The 14,974-nt window shown below is 71.7% G+C and carries 13 protein-coding genes, 1 tRNA gene and 1 pseudogene; 8 read left to right on the top strand and 7 right to left on the bottom strand.

All coding sequences use genetic code 11. The features are described from left to right. Positions 1-227 (top strand): annotated as a pseudogene (locus tag OO014_RS18400) (sugar kinase); the annotation flags it as partial. Here the strand turns inward: OO014_RS18400 and nhaA are convergent. The 6 genes from nhaA to OO014_RS18370 form a co-directional block, all read right to left on the bottom strand. Further along, a complete protein-coding gene (nhaA, locus tag OO014_RS18395) occupies positions 228-1,493 on the bottom strand; it encodes a Na+/H+ antiporter NhaA (protein ID WP_272463783.1) in 1,266 nt (421 codons plus the stop codon). A gap of 6 nt (positions 1,494-1,499) precedes the next feature. Continuing rightward, complete coding sequence (locus OO014_RS18390) at positions 1,500-2,810, bottom strand: TRAP transporter large permease (RefSeq protein WP_272463782.1); 1,311 nt, start codon at positions 2,808-2,810, stop codon at positions 1,500-1,502. 10 nt (positions 2,811-2,820) lie between these two features. Then, a complete protein-coding gene (locus OO014_RS18385; protein ID WP_272463781.1) occupies positions 2,821-3,327 on the bottom strand; it encodes a TRAP transporter small permease in 507 nt (168 codons plus the stop codon). A 78-nt stretch (positions 3,328-3,405) separates the two neighbouring features. Further along, on the bottom strand, positions 3,406-4,449 hold the full coding sequence (locus OO014_RS18380; protein ID WP_272463780.1) for a TRAP transporter substrate-binding protein: 1,044 nt from the start codon (positions 4,447-4,449) through the stop codon (positions 3,406-3,408). 290 nt (positions 4,450-4,739) lie between these two features. Further along, positions 4,740-4,898, bottom strand: coding sequence for a hypothetical protein (locus OO014_RS18375; RefSeq protein ID WP_272463779.1), 159 nt, complete (start codon positions 4,896-4,898; stop codon positions 4,740-4,742). An 87-nt stretch (positions 4,899-4,985) separates the two neighbouring features. Continuing rightward, positions 4,986-5,630, bottom strand: a complete 645-nt coding sequence (locus tag OO014_RS18370; protein WP_272463778.1) for a hypothetical protein — start codon at positions 5,628-5,630, stop codon at positions 4,986-4,988. An 80-nt stretch (positions 5,631-5,710) separates the two neighbouring features. Between OO014_RS18370 and OO014_RS18365 the strand changes: the two genes are divergently transcribed. Beyond that, positions 5,711-6,103, top strand: coding sequence for a hypothetical protein (locus tag OO014_RS18365; protein ID WP_272463777.1), 393 nt, complete (start codon positions 5,711-5,713; stop codon positions 6,101-6,103). A 244-nt stretch (positions 6,104-6,347) separates the two neighbouring features. Here OO014_RS18365 and OO014_RS18360 read toward each other — a convergent pair. Then, positions 6,348-6,422, bottom strand: a tRNA-Arg gene (locus OO014_RS18360). A 236-nt stretch (positions 6,423-6,658) separates the two neighbouring features. On the opposite strand from OO014_RS18360, the gene OO014_RS18355 reads away from it, so the two are divergent. The 6 genes from OO014_RS18355 (at position 6,659) to rho (ending at position 14,907) form a co-directional block, all read left to right on the top strand. Next, the gene (locus OO014_RS18355; RefSeq protein WP_272463776.1) at positions 6,659-7,492 is read left to right on the top strand and encodes a DALR anticodon-binding domain-containing protein; all 834 of its coding nucleotides are present in this window, start codon (positions 6,659-6,661) and stop codon (positions 7,490-7,492) included. 3 nt (positions 7,493-7,495) lie between these two features. Beyond that, on the top strand, positions 7,496-8,914 hold the full coding sequence (lysA, locus tag OO014_RS18350) for a diaminopimelate decarboxylase (protein WP_272463775.1): 1,419 nt from the start codon (positions 7,496-7,498) through the stop codon (positions 8,912-8,914). Between the two features lie 107 nt (positions 8,915-9,021). Next, complete coding sequence (locus OO014_RS18345; RefSeq protein ID WP_272463774.1) at positions 9,022-10,368, top strand: homoserine dehydrogenase; 1,347 nt, start codon at positions 9,022-9,024, stop codon at positions 10,366-10,368. Beyond that, complete coding sequence (thrC, locus tag OO014_RS18340; protein ID WP_272463773.1) at positions 10,368-11,462, top strand: threonine synthase; 1,095 nt, start codon at positions 10,368-10,370, stop codon at positions 11,460-11,462. Before OO014_RS18345 ends, thrC begins: the two co-directional genes overlap by 1 nt. 1 nt (position 11,463) lies before the next feature. Then, on the top strand, positions 11,464-12,414 hold the full coding sequence (gene thrB / locus OO014_RS18335) for a homoserine kinase (protein ID WP_272463772.1): 951 nt from the start codon (positions 11,464-11,466) through the stop codon (positions 12,412-12,414). Positions 12,415-12,729: 315 nt separating this feature from the next. Continuing rightward, entirely contained in the window at positions 12,730-14,907 is a 2,178-nt protein-coding gene (gene rho, locus OO014_RS18330) for a transcription termination factor Rho (RefSeq protein WP_272463771.1), read from the top strand. Positions 14,908-14,974: the final 67 nt, after the last annotated feature.

Below are 14,974 nucleotides of genomic sequence, written 5' to 3'. Positions count from 1 at the left end.
AAGGCTCTGCCCTGGGCGCCGCGGCGCTCGGCCTCGTCGGGATCCAGGCCGGCGACGGCCTCGAGGGCGCCCTCGAGCGGCTCTCGCCGGGACTCGTCGCGGGCGAGGGCCACCACGACGCGACGGTGGTGGCGTCGCGAGCGAGCTCAGCGGCATACCGGATGGCTCGGGCCTCAGCCGTCGCGCGCCTGCACGAGCTGGCCAGGGCGGCCGAGCTGCTGTCCTGATCAGCTGGCGGGGACGGGGTCCCCGCGACGCTCGTGCACCCGCGACCGCCAGGCGAGCAGCGCCGCACCGAGGATCGCCGAGGTCACGGACGCCAGCAGGATGCCGGCCTTGCCGACGTCGCCGGTCCCGTCGCGGAAGGTCAGGGAGTCGACGAGCAGCGCCACGGTGAAGCCGATGCCCGCGGTGCAGGACACCGCGAGGAGGTCGAGCCAGGCGCCGCGAGCCCCCGGGTGCAGCCGCAGGGCGCGGGCCCCCGCGAGGGTGGCCAGGACGATGCCGAGCGGCTTGCCGACCACCAGACCGATGAAGATGCCGATCGCGATCGGGCTGCTGAGAGCGTCGCCCATGGTCCCCAGGTCCACGCGCATGCCGACCGCGAAGAAGGCGAAGGCAGGCACGGCGAAGCCCGCCGTGAAGGGGCGCCACACATGCTCGAAGCGCTCGGCGACCGACTCGTCGCTGCCGTCGCGCGGTACGGCGGGCACCATGAAGGCGAGCGCCGCCCCGGTGATCGTCGCGTGGATGCCAGAGGAGTGGACCGCCCACCAGGCCAGGACGCCCACGACGAGGAGCACGGCGGGGTGGGTGCGGCGCCGGACGAGCCAGGCGAAGGCGCCGATGGCCGCGAGGCCAGCGAGCAGCGCCGCGAGGTTGAACCCGTGTGCGAAGACGGTGGCGATGATGATGATCCCGCCGAAGTCGTCGGCCACGGCAAGGGTCAGCAGGAAGGCGCGCAGCGCCGTGGGCAGCCGGCGGCCGAAGGCGGAGATGACCGCGACGGCGAACGCGATGTCCGTCGCCGTCGGGATCGCCCAACCGCGTGGCTCGCCCCCCGGCGCGACGAGGTTGACGGCGAGGTAGATCAGGGCTGGGGCCGCCATCCCGCCGAGAGCAGCGATGACCGGCAGGGCGGCCCGGCGGGGGCTGCTCAGCTCGCCGACCGTGAACTCCCGCTTCAGCTCGAGCCCGACGACGAAGAAGAAGAACGCGAGCAGCCCGTCCGTCGCCCAGGCGGCCACCGGCAGGTCGAGCCCGAGCGACGCAGGACCGACCCGGAAGTCGGAGATCGCCCGGTAGGCCGACTCCCACGGTGAGCTGGCCCAGACCAGGGCGAGCACGCTGACGAGGAGCAGGAGCAGCGCTCCGACGTTCTCGGCCCGCAGGGTGTCGAGGAAGTTGCGCTCGCCACCGCGGGTCAGCGGGCCGAACAGGACTCTCCCGTTGCGGCCCCTGCCGTTGCGCGGTCCGGTGGGACGCTCACCCATGGTGGATCACGGGGTCATCAGACCCATCTGGATCGGCAGCCAGGTCGAGATCGCCGGTGTGAAGACGACGACGAAGAGACCGATGATGAGGGCGACGAGGAAGGGCACCAGCTTGGCGACCACGGGCTCGATGCGCAGCCCCGCCACTCTCGAGCCGACGAAGAGGACGTTGCCGACCGGTGGCGTGATGACGCCCACGCAGAGGTTGTAGACGATCATCGTGCCGAAGTGGACGGGGTTGATCCCGAACGACATGACGATCGGCAGGAAGATCGGCACGAAGATGAGGATCGCCGGTGTCGGGTCCATGAAGGTGCCGACGATGAGCAGGATCACCATCATGATGACGAGGATCGCGACCGGGCTCGTCGTCAGGCCGAGCAGGGCCTCCGAGACGAGCTCGGGGATGCGGGCGAACGACATGACGAACGACAGTGCGGACGAGACGCCGACGAGGAGCATGACGATGGCGGTCGTGCGGGAGGCGTCGAGGACGATCCGCGGCAGGTCCGCCACCTTGATGGCGCGGTAGGCAAAGCCGAGGACGAGGCAGTAGACCACGGCGATCGCCGAGGACTCCGTCGCCGTGAAGACTCCGGCGATGATGCCGCCGATCACGATGACCATCATCAGCAGGGAGGGGACGGCCCGCCACAGGACGAGGGCGGCCTGGCCGAAGGTGGGTCGCACCGGCTTCTCCGGGTTGGAGTTGCGGCGCGACCAGATCAGGGCGACGACCATGCAGGCGACCGTCCAGATGAGACCCGGCCCGACCCCCGCCATGAAGAGCGCCGCGATCGACGTGCTGCTGACCAGGGAGTAGACGATGAAGGTGTTGCTCGGGGGGATGAGCATGCCGGCGGGGGCGGAGGCAACGTTGACCGCGGCAGAGAAGGCCTTGTTGTAGCCCTCCTTCTCCATCCGGGGAGTCATCACGGTGCCGACGGCCGCAGCAGCGGCGACCGCCGCGCCGCTCACCGCGCCGAACATCGCGTTGGCGACGATGTTCGTGTGGGCCAGCGAGGCGGGCATCCGACCGACGAGCACCTTGGCCGCGTCGATGAGGCGTCCGGCGATCCCGCCGTTGTTCATCAGCACGCCGGCGAGGACGAAGAAGGGGATGGCGAGCAGCGGGAACGAGTTGATGCCCGCGAACATCCGCTGGGAGGTGGCGAGGGCGGCGCCCTCGGGACCGATGAGGACGGCGGCGGCGCCGAGCGCGGAGAGGCCGATGCCGACGGCGATCGGCACGCTGACGAGGATGCTGACGGCGATCCCCAGGCCGAGGATCAGGGCGGCGAGGCTTGCGGGGTCCATGGTGTGCTCCTCAGACCGGCTCGGCGGCGTCGTCGATCGCGAAGGCCTCTTCGGTCCGACGGATGATCGCGGTCACGTGGTAGACGGCGTAGAAGGTGATGATCAGCCCGGTCAGGGGCAGCACCAGATACATCTGGCCGGCGGTGAAGGGCAGGGCCGACAGCTCCTGGGTCCAGGCCCGGCCGGCAGCGCGGTAGCCGCCCCAGATGAGGATCAGGGCCGCGAAGGCGATGATCGTCAGCTGCACGAGGATCGAGATGGCGCGCTGCACCGTCTCCGGCAGCCGCCGCACGACGAAGTCGACGGCGATGTGGCCCCGCTCGCTGAAGACGAGGGCCGTGGCGAACAGGCCGAGCCACACGAAGGTGAGGCGGGCGGCCTCCTCGGTCCACGTGGCCGGGTCCTTGGTCACCTGGCGGGTGAACACCTGCCAGACGACGATGACCACGAGCAGGGTGAAGAGGGCGACCGACGCGGTGGCGAGCACCTTGTCGAGCCAGCGTTTGATCAGGCGCATCGTTGCACTTCCTTCATCGGTCGCGGACTGTGGTGCCGGCCCCGGGCCCGCTGGTACGAGCCCGGGGCCGGCCCGTTGTCACTGGGCCGCGCTCTGCGCAGCCTCGTAGAGGGCCTTCTGGGTGTCGGTCTTGAGGTACTGCGCCGTCAGCGGCTCGAGGGCCTTGCGGAACGCCTCGGCGTCGACCTCGTTGAACTTCGCGCCCGCAGCCTCGGCGGCCTGGACGGCCTTGTCCGTCTCGGCGGTCCACAGCTGGGTGTGCTCCGCGAAGGTGGCAGCCCACTCCTTGTCGAAGGCGGCGCGGTCCTCGGCGGACAGCCCGCCCAGCAGGCCGCTGTTGATGATGAGGTAGTCCAGGCCGACGAGGTGGTTCGTGCGGCTGAAGAACTTGGCCACCTCGAGGTGCTTCTGCGTGACGTAGGAGACCTCGTTGTTCTCGGCGCCGTCGATGACACCGGACTGCAGGGCGGTGTAGACCTCACCGAACGCCATCGGCGTGGCGGAGGCGCCCATCGCCTCGACCATCGCGATCGCGAGCGGGCTGTCCTGGACGCGGATCTTCTGGCCCTTGAGGTCGGCCGGGGTGTTCACCGGGCCCTTGCTCGTGTAGACGCTGCGGGTGCCCTGCGTGAAGCCGCCGACGACGGTGATCTGGTTCGACGACTCGAGGGACTTGTAGAGGTCACCGACGATGTCCGCGTTGTTGACGACCTTCATCTGCGACTCCACCGAGTCGAAGACGAGCGGGAGGTTGAAGACGGAGAAGTCCTGGTTGAGCTTCTCGAGCTGCGAGCCGGAGACGATCGCGAGGTCAACTGAGCCGTCGCCGACGAGCTGCAGGGCCTCGGCCTGCGCGCCGAGCGTCTCGTTCGGGTAGACCTGGATCCCGAGGCGGCCGTTGGTCGCCTTGGCGAGGCGCTCGCCGAAGTTCTTGAGCGCGATGAACGAGGGGTGCTGCTCGGTCTGGTTCAGCGACAGGCGAAGCGTCTTCGCAGCAGCGGCCTGGGTCGAGCCGCCGCCGTTGGCGACGCCGGTGGCGGGGCCGGTGCCCGCGCTGCAGGCGGCGAGGGCGAGGGCGGACAGACCCGCGACGACGCTCGCGGCCATGGTCTTCGGTGACATGTGGGCAACTTCCTTTCCAGTCCCGCGTGACCTCCTTGGGCACGCAGGTGGGGCATCATCCGGTGGCTGGGCTCCGGGCGGGGGCCAGCGGTCCCGGATCAGTGACCCATGCGGGGCCTCGCGCGGAGAACGAGTTGCCATCAATTGCCTCCACGGCAGGCGGCCCACGGGGCCCGTTTGGCAACTGTGGCAACCGCTGGCAACCCCGCCGGAGCGGGACGACGCGCGCGCTGCGAGCCAGCTCAGCGGCATACGACGGGGCCGTATGCCGCTCAGCTCGCTCGCGCGCATCAGGTCCCTTCCAGCGCGGCGAGGTAGGCGGTGCCGCGGGGCGAGAGCTGATGGCCGACCTCGTCGCTGATCGTGACGCCGAGCTCCTTGGACACGACCCGCGGGTGGGCCAGCCGACCGGCGCGGATGGCCTCCGCGACCGGCTTCGAGATGAGCACATCCTCATGCTGCCAGAACGCAGTCCTCCCCGAGAACGGCCTGAGTGCCGAAGGCGCGACATCCCGCGCGCCCGGCACGCGCGGCTGCTACTCGCCGACGGAGTCGACGACCTCGTCCACCCGGAGTCGGCGCAGGCGGGTCGTGCCGGGGTGGCCGTCGACGAAACCGACGACGACCTCGAAGCCGCCGGCGACGGGGGAGACCAGGCGCACCGACCACTGGCCGTCGACATGCTCCTCGGCCGCGACGGTGAGCCTCGTCGCGGCGGCCTCGGGAGCGACCTCGGCCACCCGCCGACGGGCCGTGGCGAGGGCCTCGTCGTGGGCGGGTTCGCGGGCCGGTTGGGCCGGATGCTCGGCGATGAGGGTCCGGAAGGCCGAGGCCACAGCAGCCTCGATCTCCTCCCGCTGCTCCGACCGCTCGCCGGGGTCCGTATCGTCGGCCCGGACCTCCGGCGTCGGCAGCGAGACCCACACGTCGACGGCGCTCACCGGGCGCTCTCCCAGGCGGTGCTCGCGACCGAGCCGCACGACGCAGCCCTCCGTCGAGTCGACGAGGGCGACGACCGGGGACAGGGCGGCGAGGTAGGCGCTCTCGTCGAGCGCCGGGCCGCGCCGGTCGAGGTGGAGGTCGAGGAGGAACACGTCGTCGAGACCCTCGCGTCCCTCGAAGGTGATCCTGACGTGCACGTCGTCGACGAGGCTGAGGTCGCTCAGCGGTGGGGGCGGCATGGGATCAGCGTCGCCGCTCGAGTGGCAGCGGTCAACGGCGTCGCGCCCCGGACGGCGAGGCCTCGACGTACCGTGGGCAGGTGATCAACGTCGACCTCGCGCGCCGGCTCGTGGCCGAGGGTGTGCTGTGGCAACCGCAGCCGGGCGACCGGTTCCTGATCGACCAGCCCACTCTCGTCGACGAGGTCTTCTGGATCAGCGAGCTGACCATCGACGTGCACACCTACCACGGACATCCGATCCTCGGCTTCAACGGCACGACGGAGTGGGCGCTCGACTCGGTGACCCTCGACAAGGCGATCTGGCTGCCGCGCGAGGACCAGCTCCGCGAGCTGCTCGGGGACCGCTTCGTCGCGCTCGGGCGGGTCGACGGCGGCTGGCGGGTCACCGTGGACGGCTCGGGCGGGGAGGCGGTGTACGAGGCGGCCGATGCCGAGGACGCCTATGCCCTGGCGTTGCTGAGTCTCGCCTAGGTCCTGACCCGTCGAAGGGCTCGCCGGGTGCCTGCTGCCCGGCGAGCCACACTCGTTCCCCCTACTGGGCCGCTCCTCCACGACGCCTCGCCCAAGTGGGTCCGCACGGTCATTCTCGGTGGGCGAGCGCCTGCTGGGGTAGGGACCAAGGTCCCGGCTTTCGGCGGCTCACGGCCCGGCAGGCGCGAGGATCAGGAGGGACGACAAAGGGCCCCTGACCCCACAGGTCAGAAGCCCTTTCCGCTGGTGCCCCCGGCAGGATTCGAACCTGCGCTCCCGCCTCCGGAGGGCGGTGCTCTATCCCCTGAGCTACGGGGGCGGCCACGCACTTTCGTGCGCCCCGTGAGGTTAGCAGCAGTGGGCCCGGAACGCGGAATCCCCCTCGCCTGCCCTCGCAACACGCCCGCCTCCTCCAAGGTGGTACCTGCTGCAGCACGGAGGAGCAGCGGGTATCCGGGCGTGTTGCCGCAGGAGGGGGCGGGAGGGCTGGGGGGACCCGGGCGGGCGGAGCGAGCTCAGCGGCATACGGACGGGTGGCGTCAATAGACTCACCCCATGACTCCTGCCGCGCTGCGCCGGCTCCTCGAACAGGTCGCCGCGGCGGCGGCTCGGGTGGGGGAGCTGCCGGACGAGGCGGAGGCCGGGCCGCCGCTGGGACCGATCTTCCGGCCCGTCGACCCGCGATCGGCCGGCGTGGTCGCCGACTGGGTGACGCCGATTGCCCAGCGCTGGGCGCCGGAGCTCGACCTCGAGCCAGCCGCACTCGGCCGCGTGCTCGCTCAACGGCTCGTCGACCAGGCGTCGATCTCCGCCGTCGAGGTGGCGCCCTCCGGGCTGCTCTCCATCACCCTCGCCGACCCTGACCGCGTCGCCATCATCGACGAGGTGATCGACCACGAGGCGACCTATGGACTGCCGCCCGGCCAGCGGCTCCCCGACCTCGAACCCGGCGCCGACCCCGCACTCGAGAGCGAGGGGACTGCCGACGTGCCCGCGTGGCTCGCCGACGACCCGGCTCTGCGCCCCGCCCAGCTCGCGCACGCACGACTGCGCCGCCTGGCCCGGACCGCGCGAGCGGCCGGCGTCCAGATCCGCCCCACCGACCGTCGCGAGGAGCTCGGCCACGTCGCCGAACGGCTCATCCTCGTGGCCCTCGCCGACTTCCCGCAGCGGATGGACCGGCACGAGGGCGACCGCGCCCAGCAGGTCCGCGCCGTGACCGACCTCGGCGTCCTCGCCGACGACTGGACGCAGCCCGTGCGCCCCCGGACGGTCGACGAGCGCATCCGCGGCATCCACGGCGCCCGGCTCGCCCTGGCGTCGGCCACGGCCATCGTCTTGCGCAATGGACTCACGCGGCTCGGCGCCGCGGCCCCCGAGAGGATGTGAAGCATGCGCGCACACGAAGCCGGCGCCCTGCACGCCGAGGGTTACCGCGGGCCGACCTGGCTCGAGCACCCCGTCGACGTCAACGCGCTCGTCCCCTCCCTCTGGGCCTCCTCCGTGGGCCGCGGGACGGACGGCGCCCTCACGGTCGGCGGAGTGAGCGTCGTCGAGCTCGCCCGCGAGTTCGGCACGCCCGCTTACGTGCTCGACGAGGAGGACTTCCGCGCGCGGGCCCGTGAGTTCCAGCAGACCTATGCCGAGGTCTTCGGCGACCTGTGCGGCGGCGCCGACGTCTACTACGCCGGCAAGGCCTTCCTCTGCACCGAGGTCGCCCGGTGGATCCGCGACGAGGGGCTCTTCCTCGACGTGTGCACCGGAGGCGAGCTGGCCGTAGCCATGCGCGCCGAGGTCCCCGGCTCACGGATCGGCATGCACGGCAACAACAAGAGCGCCGCCGAGATCCGAGCCGCGCTCGACTACGGCGTGTCGCGCATCATCGTCGACTCCTTCGCCGAGATCGAGCGGGTCGCCGCCATCGCCGCCGAGCTCGGCGTCGTCGCCCCTGTGCTGGTGCGGGTCACCGTCGGCGTCGAGGCGCACACCCACGAGTTCATCGCGACCGCCCACGAGGACCAGAAGTTCGGCTTCTCCCTCGCCGGGGGCCACGCGATGGACGCCGTCCGGCAGATCCTCGACCGCCCCGACACGCTTCGCCTGCTCGGCCTGCACAGCCACATCGGCTCGCAGATCTTCGACACGGCCGGCTTCGAGGTCTCCGCCCGGCGGGTCCTCGGCCTGCACACCCAGATCGCGCGGGAGCTCGGCGTCGAGCTGCCCGAGCTCGACCTCGGCGGCGGCTTCGGCATCGCCTACACGACCGAGCACGACCCGCAGCCCGTCAAGGTCCTTGCGGCCGGCATGGCCGAGATCGTCGAGCGCGAGTGCCGCGCCGACGGCGTCGCCGTCCCGCGGATCTCCATCGAGCCGGGTCGCGCCATCGCCGGTCCGAGCACCTTCACCCTCTACGAGGTCGGCACCGTCAAGCCGGTCGACCTCGACGGCGGGGCGAGCCGCCTCTACGTCTCCGTCGACGGCGGCATGAGCGACAACATCCGCACCGCCCTCTATGACGCGGACTACTCCTGCACGGTGGCCAACCGTGCATCCGAGGCGACCCCCTCGCTCGGGCGCGTGGTCGGGCGGCACTGTGAGAGTGGCGACATCGTCGTCAAGGACGAGTTCGTCCCGGGCGACGTCAGCCCCGGCGACCTCATCGCCGTGCCGGGCACGGGGGCCTACTGCCGGGCCCTGTCGAGCCAGTACAACCACACGCCCCGGCCCCCCGTCATCGCCGTCCGCGACGGTCACGCCCGCGTCATCGTCCGTCGTGAGACGATCGATGACCTGCTCGCGCTTGACGTCTGACCGGCGCAGATCCTGCGTGCTGATGTCCGGATCGCGATACGAACAACGTCCAGGAGAGCCCCGAACGGCAGGATTCGCACCGTGGAGACTGATGTGAGGACCGTGCAGTGAGTGCCCGTGAGCCTCTGCGTGTCGCCCTGCTCGGCGCCGGCGTCGTCGGCGGCGCCGTGGCCCGCCACCTGACGCAGCGCAGCGACGACATGGCCGCCCGGGTCGGTGCGCGGCTGGAGGTCGTCGGCATCGCCGTGCGCCGGGCCGGCCGCGACCGCTCCGAGCTGGGCGTCGACCCGTCGCTCTTCACGACCGACGCCGAGGAGCTCGTCACCCGGGCCGACCTCGTCGTCGAGGTCATCGGCGGCATCGAGCCCGCCCGGTCGCTCATCCTGCGGGCCATGGAGCACGGCGCCTCCGTCGTGACCGCCAACAAGGCGCTCCTCGCCGAGGACGGCCCCCGCCTCTACGCCGCTGCCGCGAAGCACGGCGTCGACCTCTACTACGAGGCCGCCGTTGCCGGGGCCATCCCGCTGCTGCGCCCGTTGCGGGAGTCGCTTGCCGGGGACGAGGTCCGCAAGGTGCTCGGCATCGTCAACGGCACGACCAACTACGTCCTCGACAAGATGGACACGACCGGGGCGGGCTTCCAGGACGCCGTCGAGCAGGCGCAGGCGCTCGGTTATGCCGAGGCCGACCCGACCGCCGATGTCGAGGGCTTCGACGCCGCTGCCAAGGCGGCCATCCTTGCCTCGCTGGCCTTCCACACGAGGGTCTCCGGGAGCGACGTCTACCGCGAGGGCATCACCGAGGTCTCGGCCGCCGACGTGGCCGCTGCCCGCGAGATGGACTGTGTCGTCAAGCTGCTCGCGATCTGCGAGCGGACCGAGGGTGGCGTGTCGGTGCGCGTCCATCCCGCCATGATCCCCAGGTCGCACCCGCTGGCCGGGGTCCGCGAGGCGTTCAACGCCGTCTTCGTCGAGGCCGACGCGGCGGGGCAGCTGATGTTCTACGGCCGTGGAGCCGGTGGTGAGCCGACGGCCTCGGCCGTCCTCGGTGACCTCGTCGCCGTGGCCCGGCACCGGGTCGGCGGGGGTCTCGGACCGGGGGAGTCAAGCTATGCCGACCTGCCGATCCTCGCGATGGGCGACGCGCAGACGCGCTACCACGTGAGCCTCGACGTCGCCGACCGGTCCGGTGTCCTGGCCAAGGTCGCGGCGGCGTTCGCGGCCCAGGACGTGTCCATCGAGACGGTCCGCCAGCAGCTGGTCCCGGCCGACGGCCCCCAGGCGGCCGAGTCGGACGCCGCCGGTGGCCACGGGGCCGGCAACGGCGCCCGGGCCAACCTGATCATCGTCACGCACACCGCCTCGGACGCCGCGCTGTCCGCCACGGTCGAGAACCTCCGCACCCTCGACGTGGTCCGTGGCGTCAACTCCGTCATGCGGGTGGAAGGCTTCTGATGGCTCACCAGTGGCGCGGCGTGATCCGCGAGTACGCCGACCGACTGCCGCTCCTCGAGGGGGCGCCAGTGGTGACCCTCCACGAGGGCGGGACGCCGCTCATCCACGCCGCCAAGCTGTCCGACCGGGTCGGGGCGGAGGTCCACCTCAAGTACGAGGGTCTCAACCCGACCGGCTCCTTCAAGGACCGCGGCATGACCACGGCGATCAGCGTTGCCGCGAAGCACGGCGCCAAGGCCGTCATCGCGGCGAGCACCGGCAACACGAGCGCCTCGGCCGCTGCCTACGCCACCAAGGCCGGCATGGCCTGCGCCGTCCTCGTCCCCGAGGGCAAGATCGCGATGGGCAAGCTGAGCCAGGCGATCGCCCACGGAGCGACGCTCCTTCAGGTCGACGGCAACTTCGACGACTGCCTCACGCTGGCCCGCAAGCTCGCCGAGGCCTATCCGGTCGAGCTGGTCAACTCAGTCAACCCGGCCCGCATCGAGGGTCAGAAGACTGCCGCCTTCGAGGTCGTCGACGCCCTCGGCGACGCGCCTGACATCCACTGCCTTCCCGTCGGCAACGCCGGCAACATCACGGCCTACTGGAAGGGCTACCGCGAGTACTCCTCGGACCCCGCCGTGAGCGACCGGCCGGGTCCGGCCACGCGGTTGCCGCGGATGTGGGGTTTCCAGGCGGCCGGCGCCGCGCCGCTGGTCCTCGGCCACCCTGTTGACCACCCCGAGACCATCGCGACGGCGATCCGGATCGGCAACCCCGCCTCGTGGGAGCAGGCCATCGCGGCGCGCGACGAGTCCGGCGGGCGGATCGACTCCGTCACCGACGAGCAGATCCTCGCGGCGCACCGGTATCTCTCGGCCGAGGAGGGTGTCTTCGTCGAGCCGGGATCGGCTGCGTCGGTGGCCGGCCTCCTCGCGAGCCACGCCGCAGGGCTGGTCCCCGAGGGCGCCCGGATCGTCTGCACCGTCACGGGCCACGGGCTCAAGGACCCGCAGTGGGCGCTGCGCACCGCGGACGGCTCCGAGGTGACCCCCACGCGGATCCCGCTCGACGCCTACACCGCCGCGCGCGCCCTCGGGCTCGAGGACTGACGTGTCCCTGGCTGCTCGCTCGGTGCGGGTCCGCGTCTCGGCGAGCACCGCCAACCTCGGGCCGGGCTTCGACTCGATCGGGCTCGCGCTCGGCCTCTGGGACGACTACGTCGCCACCGCGCTGGACACACCCGGCCTGCTCGTCGAGGTGACGGGCGAGGGCGCGGGTGAGGTGCCGACGGACGAGTCGCACCTCGTGGTCCGGACCATGCGGCACACGTGGGACTCCCTCGGCGTGCCCGGCCCTGCCGGTCTGCGTCTGCTCGCGTGCAACGGAGTTCCCCATGGTCGCGGCCTGGGTTCGTCAGCGACCGCGATCGTCGCGGGCGTGGTTGCGGCGCAGGCCCTGTCGTATGCCGCTGAGCTGGCTCCCGGTGCCGCGGTGCCAGTCGACCTCGGGGTGGCGTCCCACATCGCCAGCGTCCTCGAGGGGCACCCGGACAACGCATCCGCCAGTGTCTTCGGCGGGCTGACGCTGAGCTGGATGCCCGACGGAACCGCTGCCGATCTCGGTGACCGGACGGTGACCGCTCGGCCGGTGCTGCACCCGGACGTCGATGTCGTCGCCTTCGTCCCCGACCAGCAGCTGGCGACCCGGCACGCCAGGGCAGTGCTGCCGTCGTCGGTGCCTCTCAAGGACGCGGCTGCCAACAGCGGGCGTGCGGCGCTGCTCGTCCATGCCCTGACCGCCGAGCCGGTGCACCTGCATGCGGCGACCCGGGACTGGCTGCACCAGGAGCCGCGCCGGAGCGCCTATCCCGAGTCGATGCGGCTCGTGGACGCGCTGCGGAGCCAGGGACACGCAGCAGTCATCTCCGGGGCGGGGCCGACGGTGCTGGTGCTGACGACCCGGGACCGGATGGCCGACGTGGTGGCGCCCGCGGCGCTCGGCAGCTGGGCGAGGCTGACCCCCGGGATCCCGGCCGAGGGCGCCAGCGCCGTCGTCGTGTGAGCTCCCACCCGCCGCGCCCACCGCTGCAACACAACCCCCTTGTCGGCTGCCTGCCGCGCCTGCAGGTGTCAGGTGCACGCGGTAAGGGAGTGTGTTGCCGGAGGGTGCGGGGCGGGCGGCGCGCGGGTCGGGTGTCGCGGTGCTACAGTGAGGGCGCACCCAGGCCGCACCACGCAGGCGGTGCACTCACCCCCACACTGAGGCGACTGTCTCTCGGCGCTGTGCGCCGACGTGGATCTCGATAGGCCAGAGTCACTGGCCCCAGTCCGGCCCCGTGGGATCTCCCGGGCCGCAAACGAGGGGGAAGGATCCTTCGTGTCAGAAACAACCACCCGTCCCGTGTCGGGTCTGTCCGCAATGAAGCTGGACGAACTGAAGACCGTGGCCACGTCGATGGGCATCAAGGGCACCGCGAGGATGCGCAAGGGCGACCTCGTCGAGGCCATCAAGGCTCGCCAGTCCGGCGGGGCCTCGTCGGCCCAGTCAGCCCCGTCGGCCCAGCCGCCCGCCCAGGCGCCGGCCCAGGCGCAGACCCAGCAGCCGGAGTCCGCTCCGGTGCGCGCCCCTCGGCGGGCGACGCGCGGGGCTGGTTCGGCGGTCTCGGGCGGTGCCCAGCAGGTCGCGCCGCCCGTCGTCGAGCAGGCGTCGCAGGCGGCGGCACCGAGCGCGGGCTCGCAGACGTCGGACTCCGTCACGCGTCCGGCTGAGGGCCAGGGCCGGTTCCGTGCGGAGGACCGGGCGGACGACCGGGCGGGCGACCGGACCGGTGGCCGCCGAGGCGGGCAGCCGGACCGCGCGCAGCGGGCCGCAGAGGCCGTGGCGGCCGTGTCGGCCGAGGTCGGCGAGCGCCCCACCGGTGACCGCCAGGAGCAGGAGCGGCCCGAGCAGGACCGTCAGGAGCAGGAGGGGCGCCGCCAGCGCGAGCGCCGCGACCGGCGTGACCGGCAGCAGGACCGGGGCCAGCGTCAGGAGCGCGGCCTGGACCGCGACAACCGCGACCACCGGGATGCCCAGGACCGGAGCGCCCGCCCCGAGCGGGACACCCGCCAGGACCGCGACGCCAACCGGGATGTCCAGGACCGGGGCGCCCGCCCCGAGCGCGACAACCGCCAGGACCGCGACAACCGCCAGGACGCCGACACTCGTGACGTGGTGGACCGCAGCGACCGCGACGCCCAGGACAACCGCGAGGGAGGCCAGCAGGCGGGTCGCTATGACGACGACGACCGCGGCAACCGCCGTGGCCGCAACCGGCAGCGCAGCCGTGACCGCAAGCGCGGCCGCGGCCCGGGCCAGGAGTGGGCTGACTCCGAGCCGCAGATCGGTGACGACGACGTCCTCGTGCCCGTCGCCGGCATCCTCGACGTGCTCGAGAACTACGCCTTCGTTCGCACGTCCGGCTACCTGCCCGGTCCGAGTGACGTCTACGTGCCGCTCGGCATGGTCAAGAAGCACGGCCTGCGCAAGGGTGACGCGGTCACCGGTGCCGTCAAGGCGCTCCGCGAGGGGGAGCAGCCGACCGGCAACGTCGGGCGGCAGAAGTTCAACGCGCTCGTCCGCCTCGACAGCGTCAACGGCCAGGGCGCGGACGACGCGCTCAAGCGCGTGGAGTTCGGCAAGCTGACGCCGCTCTACCCGCAGCAGCGCCTGCGTCTCGAGACCGCGTCGGGCCAGCTGACGACCCGGATCATCGACCTCGTCGCACCGATCGGCAAGGGCCAGCGCGGACTCATCGTCGCCCCGGCGAAGGCTGGCAAGACGATGGTCATGCAGGCGCTCGCCAACGCGATCACGACGAACAACCCCGAGTGCCACCTCATGGTCGTGCTCGTGGACGAGCGGCCCGAAGAGGTCACCGACATGCAGCGTGCGGTCAAGGGTGAGGTCATCGCCTCGACCTTCGACCGTCCGGCCGACGACCACACGACGGTCGCCGAGCTCGCCATCGAGCGGGCCAAGCGTCTCGTCGAGCTCGGCCACGACGTCGTCGTCCTCCTCGACTCGATCACCAAGCTCGGCCGGGCCTACAACCTGTCGGCCCCGGCGAGCGGCCGGATCCTGTCCGGTGGTGTCGACTCGGCCGCGCTCTACCCGCCGAAGAAGTTCTTCGGCGCTGCGCGCAACATCGAGAACGGCGGCTCGCTCACGATCCTGGCGACGGCGCTCGTCGAGACCGGCTCGAAGATGGACGAGGTGATCTTCGAGGAGTTCAAGGGCACCGGCAACATGGAGCTCAAGCTCGACCGGCAGCTGGCCAACCGGCGCATCTTCCCCGCGGTGGACATCAATGCCTCGGGCACCCGCCGTGAGGAGCTGCTGCTCGCGAGCGAGGAGCTGAAGATCATGTGGAAGCTGCGTCGGGTCCTCGGCGGCCTGGACAGCCAGCAGGCCATCGAGCTGCTCATGGACCGTCTCAAGAAGACGAAGACGAACTACGAGTTCCTCACGCAGGTCCAGGCGACGAGCAGCGCCCGGCTCGACGACGAGTCCTGACCTCTGACGGTGCGTGTCAGGGGCGCGACATTCCGCGCCCCTGACACGCACCGTTCTCGTTGTCCAC

The sequence above is a fragment of the Intrasporangium calvum genome (genome assembly GCF_028446585.1).
Taxonomy (GTDB): domain Bacteria; phylum Actinomycetota; class Actinomycetes; order Actinomycetales; family Dermatophilaceae; genus Intrasporangium; species Intrasporangium calvum_A.
This window is presented reverse-complemented; position numbering and strand designations above follow the sequence as displayed.

Coding starts and splice junctions, on each gene's coding strand:
- nhaA (WP_272463783.1), bottom strand. CDS start 1,493: ATGGGTGAGCGTCCCACCGGACCGCGCAACGGCAGGGGCCGCAACGGG.
- OO014_RS18390 (WP_272463782.1), bottom strand. CDS start 2,810: ATGGACCCCGCAAGCCTCGCCGCCCTGATCCTCGGCCTGGGGATCGCC.
- OO014_RS18385 (WP_272463781.1), bottom strand. CDS start 3,327: ATGCGCCTGATCAAACGCTGGCTCGACAAGGTGCTCGCCACCGCGTCG.
- OO014_RS18380 (WP_272463780.1), bottom strand. CDS start 4,449: ATGTCACCGAAGACCATGGCCGCGAGCGTCGTCGCGGGTCTGTCCGCC.
- OO014_RS18370 (WP_272463778.1), bottom strand. CDS start 5,630: ATGCCGCCCCCACCGCTGAGCGACCTCAGCCTCGTCGACGACGTGCAC.
- OO014_RS18355 (WP_272463776.1), top strand. CDS start 6,659: ATGACTCCTGCCGCGCTGCGCCGGCTCCTCGAACAGGTCGCCGCGGCG.
- lysA (WP_272463775.1), top strand. CDS start 7,496: ATGCGCGCACACGAAGCCGGCGCCCTGCACGCCGAGGGTTACCGCGGG.
- thrC (WP_272463773.1), top strand. CDS start 10,368: ATGGCTCACCAGTGGCGCGGCGTGATCCGCGAGTACGCCGACCGACTG.